Origin of the sequence: Phenylobacterium sp. Root700, from assembly GCF_001429025.1 — a bacterium.
GTDB lineage: Bacteria > Pseudomonadota > Alphaproteobacteria > Caulobacterales > Caulobacteraceae > Phenylobacterium.
Map to the genome: position 1 here is coordinate 1 of NZ_LMHT01000014.1, position 17410 is coordinate 17410.

Annotated in this window: 20 protein-coding genes; 13 read left to right on the top strand and 7 right to left on the bottom strand. The window is 68.2% G+C overall.

Translation table 11 applies throughout. From position 1 onward, the window contains the following. Positions 1-182: 182 nt before the first annotated feature. Positions 183-998, bottom strand: a complete 816-nt coding sequence (locus tag ASE02_RS08800) for an enoyl-ACP reductase (RefSeq protein WP_156405983.1) — start codon at positions 996-998, stop codon at positions 183-185. A gap of 125 nt (positions 999-1123) precedes the next feature. Here ASE02_RS08800 and ASE02_RS08805 point away from each other — a divergent pair, with 125 nt between their 5' ends. After that, the gene (locus ASE02_RS08805) at positions 1124-1660 is read left to right on the top strand and encodes a GNAT family N-acetyltransferase (RefSeq protein WP_056733259.1); all 537 of its coding nucleotides are present in this window, start codon (positions 1124-1126) and stop codon (positions 1658-1660) included. Here the strand turns inward: ASE02_RS08805 and fabB are convergent. From fabB to ASE02_RS08820, 3 genes are all read right to left on the bottom strand, one after another. Beyond that, positions 1657-2868 (bottom strand): beta-ketoacyl-ACP synthase I, encoded by a 1212-nt coding sequence (gene fabB, locus ASE02_RS08810; protein WP_056733262.1) that lies wholly within the window; start codon positions 2866-2868, stop codon positions 1657-1659. The two genes, ASE02_RS08805 and fabB, sit on opposite strands and share 4 nt — an antisense overlap. A 25-nt stretch (positions 2869-2893) precedes the next feature. After that, positions 2894-3409, bottom strand: coding sequence for a 3-hydroxyacyl-[acyl-carrier-protein] dehydratase FabA (fabA, locus tag ASE02_RS08815; protein WP_056733264.1), 516 nt, complete (start codon positions 3407-3409; stop codon positions 2894-2896). Between the two features lie 85 nt (positions 3410-3494). Then, positions 3495-4031: an SH3 domain-containing protein gene (locus ASE02_RS08820; RefSeq protein ID WP_235536652.1), complete on the bottom strand. Its 537-nt coding sequence runs from the start codon at positions 4029-4031 to the stop codon at positions 3495-3497. A 110-nt stretch (positions 4032-4141) separates the two neighbouring features. On the opposite strand from ASE02_RS08820, the gene ASE02_RS08825 reads away from it, so the two are divergent. Beyond that, positions 4142-5128: a D-glycerate dehydrogenase gene (locus ASE02_RS08825; protein ID WP_056733269.1), complete on the top strand. Its 987-nt coding sequence runs from the start codon at positions 4142-4144 to the stop codon at positions 5126-5128. A 161-nt stretch (positions 5129-5289) separates the two neighbouring features. Here ASE02_RS08825 and ASE02_RS08830 read toward each other — a convergent pair whose 3' ends face one another. Beyond that, the gene (locus ASE02_RS08830) at positions 5290-6042 is read right to left on the bottom strand and encodes a HesA/MoeB/ThiF family protein (RefSeq protein ID WP_056733524.1); all 753 of its coding nucleotides are present in this window, start codon (positions 6040-6042) and stop codon (positions 5290-5292) included. Positions 6043-6151: 109 nt separating this feature from the next. Here ASE02_RS08830 and hslV point away from each other — a divergent pair, with 109 nt between their 5' ends. The 5 genes from hslV (at position 6152) to ASE02_RS08855 (ending at position 10601) form a co-directional block, all read left to right on the top strand. Further along, positions 6152-6700, top strand: a complete 549-nt coding sequence (hslV, locus tag ASE02_RS08835; RefSeq protein WP_056733271.1) for an ATP-dependent protease subunit HslV — start codon at positions 6152-6154, stop codon at positions 6698-6700. Next, positions 6687-7529, top strand: a complete 843-nt coding sequence (locus ASE02_RS08840) for a hypothetical protein (protein ID WP_056733274.1) — start codon at positions 6687-6689, stop codon at positions 7527-7529. Before hslV ends, ASE02_RS08840 begins: the two co-directional genes overlap by 14 nt. A gap of 16 nt (positions 7530-7545) precedes the next feature. After that, entirely contained in the window at positions 7546-8853 is a 1308-nt protein-coding gene (hslU, locus tag ASE02_RS08845; RefSeq protein WP_056733276.1) for an ATP-dependent protease ATPase subunit HslU, read from the top strand. 234 nt (positions 8854-9087) lie between these two features. Further along, positions 9088-9930 carry a hypothetical protein gene (locus ASE02_RS08850; protein ID WP_056733278.1) on the top strand — a complete coding sequence of 281 codons (843 nt, stop codon included), beginning with the start codon at positions 9088-9090 and terminating at the stop codon, positions 9928-9930. Beyond that, the gene (locus ASE02_RS08855; protein WP_056733280.1) at positions 9927-10601 is read left to right on the top strand and encodes an alpha/beta family hydrolase; all 675 of its coding nucleotides are present in this window, start codon (positions 9927-9929) and stop codon (positions 10599-10601) included. Before ASE02_RS08850 ends, ASE02_RS08855 begins: the two co-directional genes overlap by 4 nt. A gap of 53 nt (positions 10602-10654) precedes the next feature. On the opposite strand, the gene ASE02_RS08860 is transcribed toward ASE02_RS08855, so the two are convergent. Continuing rightward, on the bottom strand, positions 10655-11131 hold the full coding sequence (locus ASE02_RS08860) for a DUF2244 domain-containing protein (protein WP_056733282.1): 477 nt from the start codon (positions 11129-11131) through the stop codon (positions 10655-10657). Between the two features lie 87 nt (positions 11132-11218). Between ASE02_RS08860 and nth the strand changes: the two genes are divergently transcribed. From nth to ASE02_RS08875, 4 genes are all read left to right on the top strand, one after another. Further along, entirely contained in the window at positions 11219-11893 is a 675-nt protein-coding gene (gene nth, locus ASE02_RS08865; RefSeq protein WP_056733284.1) for an endonuclease III, read from the top strand. Then, entirely contained in the window at positions 11890-12804 is a 915-nt protein-coding gene (gene gcvA, locus ASE02_RS08870) for a transcriptional regulator GcvA (RefSeq protein WP_056733285.1), read from the top strand. Before nth ends, gcvA begins: the two co-directional genes overlap by 4 nt. Before the next feature lie 88 nt (positions 12805-12892). Next, entirely contained in the window at positions 12893-13030 is a 138-nt protein-coding gene (locus ASE02_RS22295) for a hypothetical protein (RefSeq protein WP_156405984.1), read from the top strand. 210 nt (positions 13031-13240) lie between these two features. After that, positions 13241-15259, top strand: a complete 2019-nt coding sequence (locus ASE02_RS08875) for a transglycosylase domain-containing protein (RefSeq protein WP_162257159.1) — start codon at positions 13241-13243, stop codon at positions 15257-15259. A gap of 127 nt (positions 15260-15386) precedes the next feature. Here the strand turns inward: ASE02_RS08875 and ASE02_RS08880 are convergent, their stop codons facing one another. Beyond that, complete coding sequence (locus ASE02_RS08880; RefSeq protein ID WP_235536653.1) at positions 15387-15671, bottom strand: hypothetical protein; 285 nt, start codon at positions 15669-15671, stop codon at positions 15387-15389. A 133-nt stretch (positions 15672-15804) separates the two neighbouring features. Between ASE02_RS08880 and ASE02_RS08885 the strand changes: the two genes are divergently transcribed. Then, positions 15805-16794, top strand: a complete 990-nt coding sequence (locus tag ASE02_RS08885; protein ID WP_056733289.1) for an adenosine kinase — start codon at positions 15805-15807, stop codon at positions 16792-16794. Between the two features lie 20 nt (positions 16795-16814). Continuing rightward, on the top strand, positions 16815-17405 hold the full coding sequence (gene hisB / locus ASE02_RS08890) for an imidazoleglycerol-phosphate dehydratase HisB (protein WP_056733528.1): 591 nt from the start codon (positions 16815-16817) through the stop codon (positions 17403-17405). Positions 17406-17410 lie beyond the last annotated feature (5 nt).

Genomic DNA, 17410 nt, shown 5'->3' on the forward strand with positions numbered 1-17410 from the left:
AAGCGGCTCCTAACGGATAGCTTGGCTCCAACTCGTCAGCGCCAGCCGTAACGCAACAGGCCCTCTGGGGGAGCTGTCGGCGAAGCCGACTGAGGGGGACTTTGACTCTACTGGAGCCGAAGCCCCCTCCGTCTCGCTTTCAGCGAGCCACCTCCCCCAGCGGGGGAGGATCTGAATGGCCTCTAGCCCTCTTCGTCTTCCGTGAAGCCCATCATGTGGAAACCGGCGTCGACATGGATCAGCTCGCCGGTGGTCGAGCGGCCAAGGTCCGACAGCAGCCACAGGGCGGCCCCGGCGACGCCTTCCATCGAGGTGTCTTCCTTCATCGCCGACAGGTCGCGGCCCTTGGCCAGCATACCCTTGCCGCCGGAGATCCCGGCCAGCGACAGGGTGCGCATGGCCCCCGGCGACAGCGCGTTCACCCGGATGCCCTTGGGACCCAGGTCACGGGCCACATAGCGGGTCGCGGCCTCCAGCGCGGCCTTGGCCACGCCCATGGTGTTGTAATTCGGAATGGCGCGCTCGGAGCCCATATAGGTCAGGCAGATGATCGAACCGCCGTTCGGCATCAACTTCTCGGCGCGGCGGGCGCAGTCGACGAAGCTGTAGGCCGAGATGTCCATCGCCTGGAGGAAGCCCTGACGCGTGGCGTTGTCGACGAACGAGCCCTTGATCTGGTCGCGCGGCGCATAGGCGATGGCGTGGACGAAAAAGTCGATGGTCCCGAAGGCCTGCTTCACCGCCTCGAAGGCGGCGTCCATCTGCTCGTCCTGCGTGACGTCGACCGGAACCACCGTCGTGACACCGATGCTCTCGGCCAGCGGCTGCACGCGGCGCTCCATGCCGGGCAGGTGGAAGAAGGCCATCTGCGCGCCCTGGGCGGCGAGTTGCGAGGCGATGCCCCAGGCGATCGAGTCGTGGTTGGCGACGCCGATGACCACGCCCTTCTTGCCCTTCATCAGATCGCCCGTGGGCAGATCCCAGCCGTCCTTGGCCATGCGCGTCTCCTGGCGTTGAATATGCGCGGGTTTGTGAACGGGCCGGCCTACCGGCGCAAGCCTTGTCGACAGGCTCCGCCGCTGTAGGTTGCGGCGCTGCACGCGAGCGTCGGAAGAGTGATCGAATGAGCGGACTGCTACCGGTGATTGAGACGCAGCGCCTGATCCTTCGCGCCATCGAGCCTGGTGACGCCGCGGCCCTGGCCGCCAACCTGACCCCGGCGGTCACCAGGTGGCTGGCCTCCTGGCCCGACCCGATGACGCCGGAGATCGCCCTGGCCAGGATCGCCCGCTCACAGGCGGCGATGCGCCGTGGCGGCCATGTCTTCTACGTGCTGGAGCGTCGGTCCGACCGCCGCGTGATCGGCGGACTGAGCGGCGGGATCACCGCCGCCGATCGTCAAAGGATGGAGCTGGCCTATCACCTGGCCGAGGACTGCCAGGGGTCGGGCTATATGGGCGAAGCCGCCAGGGCCGCCCTGCCGGTGCTGTGGAGCCTGATCCCTGTGCAGGTCATGGAGGCCGGGGCGCAGATCGCCAACGCGGCCTCGTTCGGGGTCATGAAAGCGATGGGCATGACCCCGGTCGGCGAACGGCTGGTCTATTCCTCGGCGCGAGACCGCCAAGAGGCCAGCCAGTTCTTCGAAGTTAGAAGGCCCTAAACCTTCGCCATCACCAGGCAGCCGTTGGTGCCGCCGAACCCGAACGAGTTCGACATCACCGTCTCCAGCTGGACGTCCTTGCGGGCCAGCAGGATCGGCAGGTCGGCGAACTCGGGATCGAGATTCTCGATGTGCGCGCTCTGCGCGGCGAAGCCGTTGTTCAGCATCAGCAGGCTGTAGATCGCCTCCTGCGCCCCGGCCGCGCCAAGGCTGTGGCCGGTCAGCGACTTGGTCGACGAGATCAGCGGCACGTTGGCGCCGAACACCTCGCGCACCGCGCCCATTTCCTTGCTGTCGCCGACCGGCGTCGAGGTGCCGTGCGGGTTCAGATAGTCGATCTTGCGACCGCCGAGATCAGCCATGGCCATCCGCATGCAGCGCACCGCGCCCTCGCCTGACGGAGCGACCATGTCGAAGCCGTCGGAATTGGCGGCGTAGCCGACGACCTCGCCATAGATCTTGGCCCCACGGGCCTTGGCGTGCTCGTACTCTTCCAGCACCAGGATGCCGGCGCCGCCGGCGATCACGAAGCCGTCGCGGGCCGCGTCATAGGCGCGGCTGGCGGTCGAGGGCTTGTCGTTGAAGTTGGAGCTCATCGCGCCCATGGCGTCGAACAGCACGCTCAGCGTCCAGTCCAGCTCCTCGGTGCCGCCGGCGAACACCACGTCCTGCTTGCCCATGGCGATCTGCTCGTAGCCCGAGCCGATGCAGTGGGTGGAGGTGGCGCAGGCCGAGGAGATCGAGAAATTCAGGCCCTTGATCTTGAACCAGGTGGCCAGGGTCGCCGAGGCGCCTGAGCTCATCGCCTTGGGCACCGCGAACGGACCAACCCGCTTGGGGCCGCGCTCCTTGGCGGTGTTGGCCGACTCGATGATCGACTTGGTGGACGGGCCGCCGGAGCCGACGATCAGGCCGGTGCGCTCGTTGGAGACTTGCGACTCCTCCAGACCGGAATCGGCGATCGCCTGTTCCATGGCGATGTGGCCGAAGGCCGTGCCCTGGGCCAGGAAGCGCGCGGCGCGGCGGTCGACCATCGTCTCCCACTCAAGCGTCGGAGCCGCATGGACCTGCGAGCGGAAGCCAAGCTCGGCGTATTCCGGCGCGAAGGTGACGCCGGACTTGGCCTCACGCAACGAGGCGAGCACCTCGTCAGCGTTGTTGCCGATGGACGAGACGATACCGATTCCGGTGACGACGACGCGGCGCATGCTGTCTCCTCGACTTGGCGGCGGCTTAGCGCTGGTAAAGACCGACCCGAAGGTCTTGGGTGTGATAGATCGGGTTGCCGTCAGCTTCCAGCACGCCGTCGCCAATACCCATGACGAGGCGGCGGTTGATGACCCGCTTCATGTCGACCTTGTAGGTGACCTTCTTGATGTCGGGCGTCACTTCGCCGGCGAACTTCACTTCACCGCAGCCGAGCGCGCGACCGCGGCCCTTGCCGCCGATCCAGCCCAGATAGAAGCCCACAAGCTGCCACAGGGCGTCGAGCCCCAGGCTGCCCGGCATCACGGGGTCGCCGATGAAGTGGCAGTTGAAGAACCAGAGGTCGGGATTGATGTCGAACTCGGCCTCGATATAGCCCTTGCCGTGCGCGCCGCCGTCCTCGTTGATCGTGATGATGCGATCAAACAGCAGCATCGGCGGTGAGGGCAGCTGTGCGTTGCCCGGGCCGAACATCTCGCCTCTGCCGCAGGCCAGCAGCTCTTCGAGATTGTAGTGGTCCTTGGCCTTCACGCCCTGGCTCATGCTCGGCTTTCTTGTCGGAGACCCCGGAAAAAGCGGAGTCATTGGAATCATTGAATTCAGGCCCTAGCAGAGCAGGCCGTTCGGCTCAACGGCGCCGAGCGGAGGTCCGCTGGGCCACTTTGCACTGGATGGCGTCCGAAGTTCCCCAGAATTCATTGGCCGGAGCCCAGCCCGTGACCCGATCGGCGCGCACCTTGCACCAGCCGTCCTCACAGCGGATCAACGTCGCCAGGGCCCTTGGGTTCAGATAGGCCTCGATCGCCGCCTCGGCCTTAGGTTTCCGGTGCAGGGCCAAGGGTGTGGGCTTGTTGCGCAACACCGTGCTCTCGCCGCTGGTCAGGCGTTTGTGCACCCAGGCCATGCCCCCGTCCGGGTCGCAGATCCGCCGCCACTCGCTGTTTTCGGCGATCACCTGCACCGGCAGGCCCTTCACCTGGTAGACCCAGAGCAGCCGGTGGTCTTCGCTGGGTCCGGCCCGGGCGTAGACCTTGTCGAATTTCAGGGAAATATAACGCGGAACCGGCTGGCCGGAGGGGGTCTGGCGCGGTTCAGCGCGGGCCGCGGGCGCGCACGCCGCGCCGACCAGCAGCGCCGTCAAAAAAATAAGCGTCGGGAATTTCATTCGATAGTTCAGTTTAGGCTCGCCTTGGCCGTCCATGGCCGCTTTGCTAGAGGTTCCTGGTCACAACGCAAAGCGCGCCGCGCGCAGTTAAAGATTCCTTTCAAACGCCCATGGCCGCCCGCAAGCCGAAAATCATCGTCACACGCAAACTCCCCGATCAGGTGGAGACCCGGATGCGTGAGCTGTTCGACACCGAGCTGAACCTCGATGACGCGCCCATGAGCCGCGAGGCCTTGCTGGACGCCGTCCAGCGGGCCGACGCCCTGGTGCCGACCATCACCGACCAGATCGACGGCGACCTGATCGCCGCGGCGGGTGAGCGCCTGAAACTGATCGCCAACTTCGGAATGGGCGTCGATCACATCGACGTGGCCGCCGCCACCGAACGCGGCATCGTGGTGACCAACACGCCTGGCGTGCTGACCGAGGACACCGCCGACCTGACCATGGCGCTGATCATGGCGGTCTCGCGCCGGATCGTGGAAGGGGCCAATGTCGTCCAGGCTGGCGACTTCACCGGCTGGACTCCCACCTGGATGAACGGCCGCCGCGTCAACGGCAAGCGGCTGGGGATCATCGGCATGGGCCGGATCGGCCAGGCGGTGGCGCGCCGCGCCAAGGCCTTCGGCATGCAGATCCATTATCACAACCGCAAGCCGGTCAGCCACGTGATCGCCGAGGAGCTTGAGGCCACCTACTGGGAGAGCCTCGACCAGATGCTGGCCCGGATGGACATCATCTCGGTCAACTGCCCGCACACCCCGGCCACCTATCACCTTTTGTCAGCGCGCCGGCTGAAGCTGCTTCAGCCGCACGCCATCGTCGTCAACACCGCCCGCGGCGGGATCATCGACGAGGGCTCGCTGGCCGACCTGCTGGCGGCCGGCGGCATCGCCGGCGCGGGCCTCGACGTCTTCGAGTTCGAACCGGCGATCAATCCCAAGCTGCTCAAGCAGCCCAACGCCGTCCTGCTGCCCCACCTGGGCTCGGCCACGGTCGAGGCACGGATCGACATGGGCGAAAAGGTGATCATCAACCTCAAGACCTGGATGGACGGCCACCGGCCGCCGGACCGGGTCCTGATGTCGATGCTGTAGCCAAGGGTGTCATCCCGGAAGTCGCGAAGCGGCTATCCGGGACCCATGAACACCTGATGGGTCAGGACGCGGCCAGGCGTCGCCTTATTCCACCAATTTTGCGCGTATGGGTCCCGGTCTTGCTTCGCAAACCGGGATGACACTGGGGTTTGCGGCGACCTCTAGGCCCCGGCGCGCCCATGCCCGCAAACCTCGCACTCAGGATCGGCCCCGATCCGCACCGTCCGGGTCTCGGCCGCCAGGGCGTCGTAGATCAGCAGCCGGCCGGCCAGCGGCTCGCCCGCCCCGGCGATCAGCTTGATCGCCTCCAGCGCCATCATCGAGCCGATCACGCCGGCGATCGCGCCGACCACGCCGACGGTCGAGCAGGTCTCGGCGTCCGGCGGGATCTCCGGCACCAGGCAGCGGTAGCAGGGCTTGCCGCGAAACACCCCGACCTGGCCGGTCCAGCGGCCGATGGCCCCCGACACCAGGGTCCGCTCGTGAGCCACGCAGGCGGCGTTGACCGCGAAGCGCGTGGCGAAGTCGTCGGTGCCGTCCAGCACCAGGTCGACGCCTTTCACCAACGGCCCGGCGTTGCAGCTCTCCAGATGCACCGGGGTGCAGTCGACATGCACATGCGGGTTGAGCGCGCGCAGATGCGCGGCGGCCGCCTCGACCTTCCGGGCGCCGACGTCCGTGTTACGAAAAATGATCTGTCGCTGCAGGTTGGAGGTGTCGACCACGTCGGGATCGACCAGCACGATCCGCCCGATCCCGGCCGCCGCCAGATAGAGCGCGGCCGGCGCGCCCAGGCCGCCGGCCCCCACGATCAGCACGCTGGCCGCCTTCAGCCGCTGCTGGCCCTGGCCGCCGACCTCGCGCAGCACCAGCTGGCGGGCATAGCGCTCGACTTCGTCGTCGGTGAAGCTCATCGTCGCATTGTCCATTCTCGGCGCAGGCCGGTTCCTGATCGCCGCCTGCATGCCCTAACTTAAGTGCATCACGCTTGACCTCACCGGGACCGCTGGCCACATCCGCAGCATGATGACAGCCTCGAACTTTCCAGATTGGCACGGAACCACGATCCTGGCGGTACGCAAGGACGGTAAGACCGTGATCGCCGGCGACGGTCAGGTCTCGATGGGCCAAACCGTGGTCAAGGGCAACGCCCGAAAGGTCCGCACCCTGGCCGGCGGCAAGGTCCTGGCGGGCTTCGCCGGCGCCACCGCCGACGCCTTCACCCTGATCGAACGGCTCGAGGCCAAGCTCGAGCAGTATCCCGACCAGCTGGCGCGGGCCTGCGTCGACCTGGCCAAGGACTGGCGCACCGACCGCTACCTCCGCAAGCTGGAGGCCATGCTGCTGGTCGCCGACAAGGAGTCCATCTTCACCGTCACCGGGGTCGGCGACGTGCTGGAGCCGGAAACCGGCGTCGCGGCCATCGGTTCGGGCGGCAACTACGCCCTGGCCGCGGCCCTGGCCCTCGCCGACTCCGGGCTGTCGGCCGAGGAGGTGGCCCGCAAGTCCATGGCGATCGCCGCCAGGATCTGCGTCTACACCAACGGAGAACTCACGGTTGAGAGCCTCTAGCCTCAGCCTCGCCCTGCTGCTGATCGCCACCCCGGCGGTCGCGCAGGGTGATCCGGCCCCGGTCGTGGCCGCCGAACGCGCCTTCGCCGTCGACGGCCTGGCCCTGGGGGTCAAGGGTTCGTTCCTGAAACACTCGGCGCCCGAGGCGATCGTCTTCGCGCCCGATCCGGTCAAGGCCCACGACCTCCTCAAGGCCAGGCCCGACCGCAAGGGCCCGTCGCTGGTCTGGTGGCCGTTGTGGGCCGGGATCGCCCGCTCCGGCGACCTTGGCTTCACCACCGGGCCCAGCACCTTGGACGGCCAGGAAAACGGCTGGTACTTCACCGTCTGGGCCAGGCAAGCCGACGGCGGCTGGAAGTGGCTCTACGACGGCGGCGCGCCCAGCGCCCACGGCGACGCCCCGCCCCAAGGCTCCCGACCCACCTATCTGCCCGCCGCCACCGGCCCAGGCGCCACGCCCGCCAAGGCGATGAAGCAGGTCCGCGCCGCCGAAGCGGCCCTGGCCAAGCGCGCCGCCGCCGACCTTAAGACCGCTTATCTGGCGGCCCTGGCGCCGGGCGCCCGGATCGCCGGATCGAACGCCGTCCCCGCCACCACCGCCGCGGCGGTCGCCGCCGAGCTCGCCACCCGGCCGTCGATGATCAAATTTTCAGCCCTGGGCGGCGGCGCCTCAGCCGCCGGGGACCTGGCCTGGACCTATGGCGACGCGGCCTGGAGCGAGGGCGCGAAGCCCGCCCGCGGCCACTATGTCCGCGTCTGGCAGAGCCGATCGGAGGGCTGGCGATTGGTCTTCGATGAGATTCTCCCTGTCGCCGGACCAAAGTCGTAATTATCTAGCGGCCGACATGACCGAATTCTCCCCCCGCGAAATCGTCTCCGAACTCGACCGCTTCATCGTCGGTCACCCCGAGGCCAAGAAGGCCGTCGCCGTCGCCCTGCGCAATCGCTGGCGCCGCCGGCGCGTGCCCGCCGACCTGCGCGACGAGGTGACGCCGAAGAACATCCTGCTGATCGGCCCGACCGGCGTCGGCAAGACCGAGATCGCCCGGCGGCTGGCCAAGCTCGCCCACGCCCCGTTCCTGAAGGTCGAGGCCACCAAGTTCACCGAGGTCGGCTATGTCGGCCGCGACGTCGACCAGATCGTCCGCGACCTGGTGGAAAGCGCCATGGCCATGGTCCGCGACAAGCGCCGAGCCGCCGTCCGCGCCAAGGCCGAGGCCGGCGCCGAGGAGCGTCTGCTGGACGCCCTGACCGGTCCCGGCTCCACCGCCGCCCGCGACAGCTTCCGCAAGAAGCTGCGGGCCGGAGAGCTGGACGACAAGGAGGTCGAGCTGACCCTGGCCGAGAGCGGCGGCGGCATGCCGATGTTCGACGTCCCCGGCCAGCCAGGCTCGCAGATGGGCATGCTCAATCTCGGCGAGATGATGGGCAAGGCCTTCGGCGGCCGCACCAAGACCCACAAGACCACCGTCTCCGGCGCCTGGGCGCCCTTGATCGCCGAGGAAAGCGACAAGCTGCTGGATCAGGAGGCCCTGACCCAGGAAGCCCTGGAGCTGGCCGAGAACCAGGGCATCGTCTTCCTGGACGAAATCGACAAGGTGGCGACCAGCCGCGAACGCTCGGGCGGCGCCGACGTCTCCCGCGAGGGCGTGCAGCGCGACCTGCTGCCGCTGATCGAGGGCACCACCGTCTCCACCAAGTACGGCCCGGTGAAGACCGACCACATCCTGTTCATCGCCTCGGGCGCCTTCCACGTCGCCAAGCCGTCGGACCTGCTGCCGGAGCTGCAAGGCCGGCTGCCAATCCGCGTCGAGCTGAAGGCCCTGACCCGCGATGATTTCCGCCGCATCCTCACCGAGCCGGAAGCCAACCTGATCCGCCAGCACCAGGCGCTGCTGCTGACCGAAGGCGTGATCCTGACCTTCACCGAGGACGCCGTCGACGCCATCGCCGACGCCGCCGTCACCGTGAACAACGCGGTCGAAAACATCGGCGCGCGCCGCCTGCAGACCGTGCTGGAAAAGGTGCTTGAGGAGGTCAGCTACACCGCCTCCGACCGCTCGGGCGAAACCTTCAACGTCGACGCCGCCTATGTGCAATCGCGGATCGGCGAACTGGCCCAGAACACCGACCTCAGCCGGTTCATTCTGTAGGTCGAGCGCCCTCCCCTCGTTCGTCATCCTCCGGTCGTCTGAAAGACGATTCGGGGGACCCAAGCTGAGTTGCAGAACCTGCCAAGCCCTATGGGTCCCCCGGATCTCGCTTCGCGAGCCCGGAGGATGACGAGTCTTGGGTTGGCGGTCCGCTCCGCGCCCTGCCGCAATCACCGCTTGCCTCACCCTCGCAAACGTCGATGAATTCTCCGGCTATCGCAGGGGAACCGCCGCATGCAGGTCGAACTCGCCGAAGAGCGCATCTTCCGGATGACCGACCGCTTCAGCCTGGAGCACGCCGAGGGCCGCGCCTGGTCCAAGCGGATCGAGGCGTTCGGCGCGCTGGCCCGCGTCACCGGCCTGTTCGCCCAGCCCAAGGACGAGGAGTTCGCCGTCGTCTACCGCGAGCGCCGACTGCAGCCGTTCTGGCGGGTCACCGTCTCCACCGCCACGGCCTATGAGCGCACGCGCACCTACCTGGTGAAGGTGCCGCCGGAAGTGCGCGAGGTGACCATCGGCGAAACGGTCCTGCCCGCCAGCACCGGCCAGATCCAGGTGGTCGGACTGGAGTCCTGCCGCGAGGAGACCCGCCGAGAGACCCTGATCGACGGCCTGAGCAAGCAGGTCGCCCCGGCGCTCGCCGCCTATCTGCAGCACGACGCCATCGAGACGAGCGCCGACGCCCTGGCCGCCGCCACGGCCGAGGGCATGGTGATCGTCCCGCCGGAGGCCAAGGCCTCGATGGTGGTGCGCGACGTCGTCGCTTCGGCGATCGGCAAGATCGACGCCGACCGGGTCACCGAGGAACTGGTGCGGGTCGAGGCCGTCGACCTCTACTATCGGCCGGTCCACGCCTTCCGTTATCGGCGGGGCGACAAGGAGGCGGTGGTCGAGTTCGACGCCGTCACCGGCGAGACCAAGGTCGGCGGCGCCACCTTCGAGCAATATCTGGGCAAGGCGCTGGAGCCGAAATTCCTGCTCGACGTCGGCGCCGAGACCCTCAACTTCGTGATCCCCGGCGCCAACCTCGCCAAGCTGATGATCGTGAAGGGCCTGGAGCTGAAGGCCGGCAAATGACGCCCGAACCTGTCGTCATCGATCTCGGCGAGGACCGCGCCGTTTCCGGCCTCTGGATGCAGCCGGACGCGGCGATCGCCGCCCTTGTGCTCGCGCACGGCGCCGGCGCCCCCATGACCCACAAGTCGATGACCGCCATCGCCGAAGGGCTGGCCGAGCGCGGCGTCGCGACCCTGCGCTACAACTTCCCCTATATGGAGCGGGGATCCAAACGCCCCGACACGCCGGCCGTGGCGCACGAAGCCGTCCGCGCCGCCGTCGGCCAGGCCGCGCGCCTGGCCCCGAACCTGCCCCTGTTCGCCGGCGGCCGGTCGTTCGGCGGGCGCATGACCTCGCAGGCCCAGGCGGCGCAGGCGCTGCCCGGCGTGCGCGGCCTGGTGTTCTTCGCCTTCCCCCTGCACCCGCCGGCCAAGCCCGGCGTCGAGCGCGCCGAGCACCTCGCGGCGATCAAGATCCCGCAGCTCTTCCTGCAAGGCTCGCGCGACGAGTTCGCCCGGCTCGACCTGCTGGAGGCCACGGTGGGGGGTCTTGGCGCCCTGACGACCCTGAAGCTGCTGGACGCCGCCGACCACGCCTTCCACGTTCCGGCCAAGACCGGCCGCAAGGACGCTGACGTGCTGGGCGAAGCTCTAGATACCGCCCGCGCATGGATGCTGGGGCGCGAGGCCTAGGGTCCAGGCTCAAATTGGGATGAGCGGTATTGAGTCCAGACCTAGGCCGGCGGCTAACGCCACCCTCGCCGCGCGTCATAGATCGCCCGTTCCAGCGCGTGGGCGAAGTCGGCGCGCTCGGCTGGGCTCAGCGCGGCGGCCACATGGGCGTGACGGCCCGACAGCGCCAGGCGCACGCCGACCACCACGTCGTCCTCGTCGATCTCGCGCGCCACCCGGGTGAAGGCGGTCGGGCTTTCCCAGACCACCTGGCTCGAGGTCGGGGTTTCATAGACCACGCGGACCTCGCGGGAGGTCACCTGCACGCGCTCGACCCGCTTGGCCTGGGCGTAGCTGACCAGGAAGGCGGCGATCACCGCCACCAGGTCCAGCCCCAGGAAGAGCGGCACCAGGGTCGCGCCCATCGCCAGGAACACCGCCGCGGCCGCGCAGTTGAAGAAGGTGACCACGCAGATCAGCACCACGAACCCTCGCTGGGACAGCGAGCGGTTGGGGGTGATCACGGCGTCCATGTAGACGAGGCCATCCATCGTACCGGCGAGTTTAGTCCGGAAAACCGCCGTGCAAAGCCTCAAGCTCTTGGCGAGCCGCGCGACGCGGGCGATGGTCGCCCCGACATGGCCAAGCCCGTTACCAAGAAGCGCGTCAGCCCCGCCGAAAAGGCCCGGGTCGAGGAACTGTTCAGCCGCTTCCTGTCGCTCAGCGACGACCCGCGCACCGAGCTGAACTATCACAGCCCCTACACCCTGATCGTCGCGGTGGCGCTTTCGGCCCAGGCCACCGACGTCGGCGTCAACAAGGCGACGGCCAAGCTGTTCGCGGTCGCCGACACGCCCGAGGAGATGCTGGCCTTGGGCGAGGAGGGCCTGATCCCCTACATCTCCTCGATCGGCCTCTTCCGGACCAAGGCCAAGAACGTCATCGCCGCCGCCAAGATCATCGTCGAGCAGCATGGCGGCGAGGTGCCTCTGAACCGCGAGGCGCTGATGGCGCTGCCCGGCGTCGGCCGCAAGACCGCCAGCGTCGTGCTGAACGAACTGCGGATCGAACCGGCCATCGCCGTCGACACCCACGTCTTCCGCCTCGCCCACCGGCTGAAGCTGTCGTCGGCCAAGACCCCCGACCAGGTCGAGGCCGACCTGATGGCCATCGTGCCCGAGCCCTATCTGACCAGGGCCCATCACTGGCTGATCCTGCACGGCCGCTACATCTGCACCGCCCGGCGGCCTAAGTGTGAGGAATGCGAGATCTCCGATCTCTGCCCGTCGAAGTCGCTGTTCGCGGCGTCATGAACGGACGGCTGCCGCTCAACGCCCTGCGGGTGTTCGAGGCCTGCGCCCGGCACGGCAGCTTCCTGCAGGCCGCCGATGAGCTAGCCATCACCCCCGGCGCCGTCTCGCGCCACATCAAGGGGCTGGAGGCCGAGCTGGAGGTGCGGCTGTTCGACCGCTTCAACCGCGCGGTGCGGTTGACCCAGGCCGGAACCCAACTGGCCACCGGCGTCCATCAGGGCCTCTCGACCCTGCAATCTGCAGTCGACGCCGTCCGCTCGCGACGCGACGCGCCGCTGGTGGTGACGGTGATCCATTCGCTGGCCGCCCGCTGGCTGGTGCCGCGCCTGCACGATTTCCAGCGGCGCTATCCCGATGTCCAGATCCTGGTCTCGGCCTCCGACACGCCCAAGGACCTGGCGCGCGACAATGTCGACGTCGCCATCCGGCTCGGCCGTGGCCCCTATCCGGGCCTGCACGTCACCCACCTGTTCGACACCATCATGTCGCCGGTCTGCAGCCCGGGCCTGGTCGAGAAGTTCGGGCCGTTCGAACACCCCAACGACCTGGCCCGCGTCACCCTGCTGCATGACGTGCTGATGTTGTCCGATGAGCCGGAATGGAAGGATTGGCTGGCCGCCGCCGGCGCCGATAAGGTCGATCCGCATCGCGGCCCTCGGTTCTCCAACACCTATCTGGCGGTCGAGGCGGCCCTGGCCGACCGGGGCGTGGCGCTCGCCCACCATGCCATGGTCATCGACGACCTGGCCAGCGGGCGGCTCGTCCAACCCTTCGACCTCAGCCTGCCCAGCCCGTTCAGCCAGCGGATCCTGTCGCTGCCCGAGAAGGCCGACCAGCCGAATATCCGCCGGTTCCGCGCCTGGCTGCTGGACCAGGCCCGTACTGACGGCTTGACCAGTACAGTTGACTAAAGATCAACTGACCCCCTCTAAGCTCGTTTGTCACCAGAGGCCCGAAAGGCCCATATCCTAAGCGTTCACGCGCTGTAGGAGCCTCCCCGTGACCTGCACCTATCCTCAATCGATTGAGCTCAAGGCCCATCACACCGCCGACGCCGTCATTCGCGACGTCGTGGTGACCATCGCCGTGGCGGTGATCTTCTCGCCGCTGGCCATCTTGGCCCTCGGCGCGCTCTAGGCCGCGTCAAATCGAGACATCTCGCGGCGGACGGCACGTGTCCGCCGCCGAAATGGCGCAGGTTCACGCCGCGCTGAGCACGCGACAGCTGGCGCGCGGCTTGCAAAGATCGGGACGAACCCGGCCGTCGAACGGCGCCATCCTTCGTCAACCCGCTCCTGGCCGGCCTCCCGCCGGAATTGATCCGTGCTTCCCGCGTCCCCCGATGCCGTGTCGCCCGCTCCGAAGCCCCGACGCCGGGCTCCGGTCGACTGGCGGCTGGCCGCCTGCACGGCGCTGTTGCTGTTCAATCTGGGGCTTGGCGGCTGGTTCGCCTTCGACCGCGCCTTCCTGCGCGACCTGCCGAAAGTTCCCGGTCCTGAGGCCCTGTGGTCGGCGGGCCGTCCGCCCGGCCTGACCTTCGTCGGCTCCGACGGCCAGGTGATCGCCCGGCGCGGCCCGCGCCACGGCGCGCCCGTGCGGCTGACCCAGCTGCCGGCCCATGTGCCGCTGGCCTTCCTCGCCATCGAGGATCGGCGCTTCTATGAACACGGCGCCGTCGACCTCCGCGGCGTCCTGCGGGCCGGCGTCGTCAACCTGCGGACCGGCCGCACGGTGCAGGGCGGCTCGACCATCAGCCAGCAGGTGGCCCGCAACCTGTTCCTCGAGCCCGACCAGACCCTGCGCCGCAAGGTCCAGGAGATCCTGCTGGCCGTCCAGCTGGAACGGATGCTGACCAAGGACGAGCTGCTCGAGCTCTATCTCAACCGCATCTATTTCGGCGACCGCGCCTATGGCCTGTCGGCCGCCGCCGAGACCTATTTCGGGAAGTCCGCCGCCGACCTGACCCTGTCGGAAGCCGCCGTCCTGGCCGCCCTGCCCCGCGCGCCGACCCGGCTGTCGCCGACCAACGCGCCGGATGCGGCCTGGGCGCGGGCCAAGATCGTCCTGCGCCGGCTCGGCGAAATGGAGTGGCTCGACCCCAAGATCACCCGCGCCGCCGCCGACGGCCCGGCGCCGGCCATCGTCAGCTTAGGCGCCCCTGGCGAGGGCGACATGGCCTGGGCCTATGACGCCGCGGCGATCCAGGCCCGCGAGCTGGTCGGCCACGCCACGCCCGACCTGGTGATCCAGATCACCGTCGATCCGAACGCCCAGGCCCTGGCCGCCAGCGTCGTCCGCCGTGCGATGGCCAGCCAGGGCCGCGCCCGCGGCGCCCGACAGGCCGCCCTGGTGGCCCTGGCCCCAGACGGCGCGATCCGCGCCATGATCGGCGGGGTGAACCACGAGGCCAGCCCCTTCAACCGCGTCACCCAGGCCCGTCGCCAACCGGGCTCGGCCTTCAAGCCGATCGTCTGGGCCGCGGCGTTGGAGCATGGGGTGCGGCCGATGGACTGGCGATCCGACGCGCCGATCCGCATCGGAACCTGGAGCCCCCGCAACTATGGCGGCGGCTATGCCGGGGCCGTCTCGGTCCAGCGCGCGCTGCAGCTCTCGCTCAACACGGTCTCGGTGCGGCTGGCCCGCGAGACCGGCCTGACCAAGGTCGCCGACCTCGCCCACCGCTTTGGCCTGACCTCGATCCCCGACCATCCCGGCGGGTCGCTGGCGCTGGGCGCCTACGAGGTGACGCCGCTGGAGCTGGCCGCCGCCTACCAGGTGCTGCAGTCGGGCGGCGGCCAGACCCGGCCCTATCTGATCGCCAGGATCACCGACGCCCGGGGCCAGGTGCTGTACTTCCACCCCGCCAGCGCCGCCGTTCCGGTCTATCCCACCTTCCAGGCCGCCCAGATGGTGCAGATGATGCGCGGCGTGATCCTGGCCGGCACCGGCAAGGAGGCCGCCTTCGGGCGGCTGGCGGCCGGCAAGACCGGCACCAGCCAGAACCACCGCGACGCCTGGTTCGTCGGCTTCACCCCCGACTGGCTCTGCGCGGTGTGGGTCGGCAATGACGACGGGCGGCCGATGGCCAAGGTCACCGGCGGCCAGATCCCGGCCCAGATCTGGCGCGGCTTCATGTCCGCCGCCCACAAGGGCCTGCCCGACACCGAGTTCGCCTGGTTCCCGGCCCTGCCGCCGCCGCTCTATGTCGAGGAGCCGGCCCCGCCGCCGGCCGACGGAGATCTCGGCCCCGTACGCCGCAACGCCATGGCGAGCCGCGACGGCCGCATCTGGCTGCCGCCCGGCGCGGAACTCTCGGAAGCCAGCTACCAGGACGACGAACCGAACATCTCGGAAATTCCGTACTGAACCCCACTCGTCATCCTCCGGGCTCGCGAGGCGAGATCCGGGAGACCCAAGCCGAGTTGCAAACCTAGAACCGCCGTTTGAGTCCCCCGGATCGTCTTTCAGACGACCGGAGGATGACGAACCAAGGTCAGGTGATCCGCTTGACGCTGACCGGATCGCTGCTGGGGAAGCTCTCTTCCAGGCCCTCGTCGAGCAGGGCCTCCTGCCGGTCCTCGGAATATTGCTGCTTTTCGGCCAGCTGATCGGGCTTCTCGTTCTCGCCCAGGGCCGCGATCGGCCGCGAGTGCGGGGCGTCGCTCCTGTGGTCGCCGTGCGGGCGGCCCTCCACGGCGGAGTCCGCCGCCGCGCCGCCTGATCCGGCGATGATGTAGCGCTCCGGCTGCTTTGTCTTGTCGCGCTTCAGAATACTCATGGTCGCTTCTCCGCACTGTGCAATATCAACACATGGGCCGAAGCGCGGTTGCAGATCGGCGCCAACGCGTTGCCCCGCCACGTCTTTCCCTGTAGGAGGCGAGGCCAATTTCCTCGAAAGCCGACCCTCCCGCATGACCGAGCTCTACGACGTCGCCGCCATCGGCAACGCCATCGTCGACGTGATCGCCCCGGCCACCGACGAGTTCCTCATCCAGCAAGCCATGGACAAGGGTTCCATGATGCTGGTCGACGAGGCCCGCAGCGCCGCGCTCTACGCCGCGATGGCGCCGGGCGTCGAAGCCTCGGGCGGCTCGGCCGGCAACACCATCGCCGGCGTCGCCTCGTTCGGCGGCAAGGCCGCATTCCTGGGCAAGGTCGCCAATGACCAGCTCGGCAAGGTCTTCACCCACGACATGCGCGCCATCGGCGCCCACTTCGACACCTCGCCCCTGCTGAACGGCAAGGCGACGGCGGTCTCGATGATCAATGTCACGCCCGACGGCGAGCGGACGATGTCGACCTTCCTGGGCGCCTCGACCGAATTCACCTCCGACGACATCGACGCGAATGTCATCGAAGCGGCCAAGATCGTCTATCTCGAAGGCTACTTGTTCGACGCCGAAGCGGCCCGCAAGGCCTTCGCCAAGGCCGCGGGCCTGGCCCGCGCGTCCGGCCGGATGATCGCCATCACCCTCTCCGACGGTTTCGTGGTCGATCGCCACCGCGAGGCGCTGCTGGGCTTCCTGGAAACCCAGGTCGATCTGGTGTTCGCCAACGACACTGAGGTCACCGCCCTCTTCCAGACCACCGACTTCGACGCCGCCGTCGCGGCGCTGCGCTCCAAGGTCAAGATCGCCGCCGTCACCAAGGGCGCGCAGGGCTCGGTGATCGCCGCCGGCGGTGAAACCTTCGCCGTTCCCGCCTATCCGGTCGAGAAAGTCGTGGACACGACCGGCGCAGGCGACCAATACGCAGCCGGGTTCATGTTCGGCCTCGCGACCGGCCGGCCGCTCAATGTCTGCGGCCAGCTCGGCTCCCTCGCGGCCTCCGAGGTGATCTCGCATTATGGTCCTCGCCCGTTGGTCAATCTGAAAGACCTGGCGGCTACCAAAGGACTCTAGGGCCCAAAGGACGTTTGGAAATGTCGCGAACGGCGGAAGTCAGCCGCAACACCAAAGAGACCCAGATCACGGTCAGCGTGGATCTGGACGGCTCTGGCGTGTCCGATGTCGAGACCGGCATCGGCTTCTTCGACCACATGCTGGACGCCTTCGCCCGCCACAGCGGGATCGACCTGAACGTCCGCACCAAGGGCGACCTGCACATCGACTTCCACCACACCGTGGAAGACACCGGCATCGTCATCGGTCAGGCGATCAACAAGGCGCTGGACGGCTTCAAGGGCGTCCGCCGCTTCGGCCACGCCTATATCCCGATGGACGAGACCCTGACGCGCTGCGCCCTCGACCTCTGCAATCGCCCCTATCTGGTCTGGAAGGTCGCCTTCAAGACCCCGAAGATCGGCGAGTTCGACACCGAGCTGTTCAAGGAATTCCACCACGCCTTCGCCATGAGCCTTGGCGCCTGCATGCATCTGGAAACCCTCTACGGCGACAACAGCCACCACATCGCCGAAAGCGGTTTCAAGGCGCTCGCCCGCGCCCTGCGCGACGCGATCGAAATCGACCCCAAGACCCATGGTCACGCCCCGTCGACCAAGGGCGTGCTCTAGGATTC

Excerpts from the sequence above, each read along its gene's own strand:
- ASE02_RS08800 (WP_156405983.1), bottom strand. The coding sequence starts at position 998 with ATGGCCAAGGACGGCTGGGATCTGCCCACGGGCGATCTGATGAAGGGC.
- ASE02_RS08805 (WP_056733259.1), top strand. The coding sequence starts at position 1,124 with ATGAGCGGACTGCTACCGGTGATTGAGACGCAGCGCCTGATCCTTCGC.
- fabB (WP_056733262.1), bottom strand. The coding sequence starts at position 2,868 with ATGCGCCGCGTCGTCGTCACCGGAATCGGTATCGTCTCGTCCATCGGC.
- fabA (WP_056733264.1), bottom strand. The coding sequence starts at position 3,409 with ATGAGCCAGGGCGTGAAGGCCAAGGACCACTACAATCTCGAAGAGCTG.
- ASE02_RS08820 (WP_235536652.1), bottom strand. The coding sequence starts at position 4,031 with ATGAAATTCCCGACGCTTATTTTTTTGACGGCGCTGCTGGTCGGCGCG.
- ASE02_RS08825 (WP_056733269.1), top strand. The coding sequence starts at position 4,142 with ATGGCCGCCCGCAAGCCGAAAATCATCGTCACACGCAAACTCCCCGAT.
- ASE02_RS08830 (WP_056733524.1), bottom strand. The coding sequence starts at position 6,042 with ATGAGCTTCACCGACGACGAAGTCGAGCGCTATGCCCGCCAGCTGGTG.
- hslV (WP_056733271.1), top strand. The coding sequence starts at position 6,152 with ATGATGACAGCCTCGAACTTTCCAGATTGGCACGGAACCACGATCCTG.
- hslU (WP_056733276.1), top strand. The coding sequence starts at position 7,546 with ATGACCGAATTCTCCCCCCGCGAAATCGTCTCCGAACTCGACCGCTTC.
- ASE02_RS08850 (WP_056733278.1), top strand. The coding sequence starts at position 9,088 with ATGCAGGTCGAACTCGCCGAAGAGCGCATCTTCCGGATGACCGACCGC.
- ASE02_RS08855 (WP_056733280.1), top strand. The coding sequence starts at position 9,927 with ATGACGCCCGAACCTGTCGTCATCGATCTCGGCGAGGACCGCGCCGTT.
- ASE02_RS08860 (WP_056733282.1), bottom strand. The coding sequence starts at position 11,131 with ATGGATGGCCTCGTCTACATGGACGCCGTGATCACCCCCAACCGCTCG.
- nth (WP_056733284.1), top strand. The coding sequence starts at position 11,219 with ATGGCCAAGCCCGTTACCAAGAAGCGCGTCAGCCCCGCCGAAAAGGCC.
- gcvA (WP_056733285.1), top strand. The coding sequence starts at position 11,890 with ATGAACGGACGGCTGCCGCTCAACGCCCTGCGGGTGTTCGAGGCCTGC.
- ASE02_RS08880 (WP_235536653.1), bottom strand. The coding sequence starts at position 15,671 with ATGAGTATTCTGAAGCGCGACAAGACAAAGCAGCCGGAGCGCTACATC.
- ASE02_RS08885 (WP_056733289.1), top strand. The coding sequence starts at position 15,805 with ATGACCGAGCTCTACGACGTCGCCGCCATCGGCAACGCCATCGTCGAC.
- hisB (WP_056733528.1), top strand. The coding sequence starts at position 16,815 with ATGTCGCGAACGGCGGAAGTCAGCCGCAACACCAAAGAGACCCAGATC.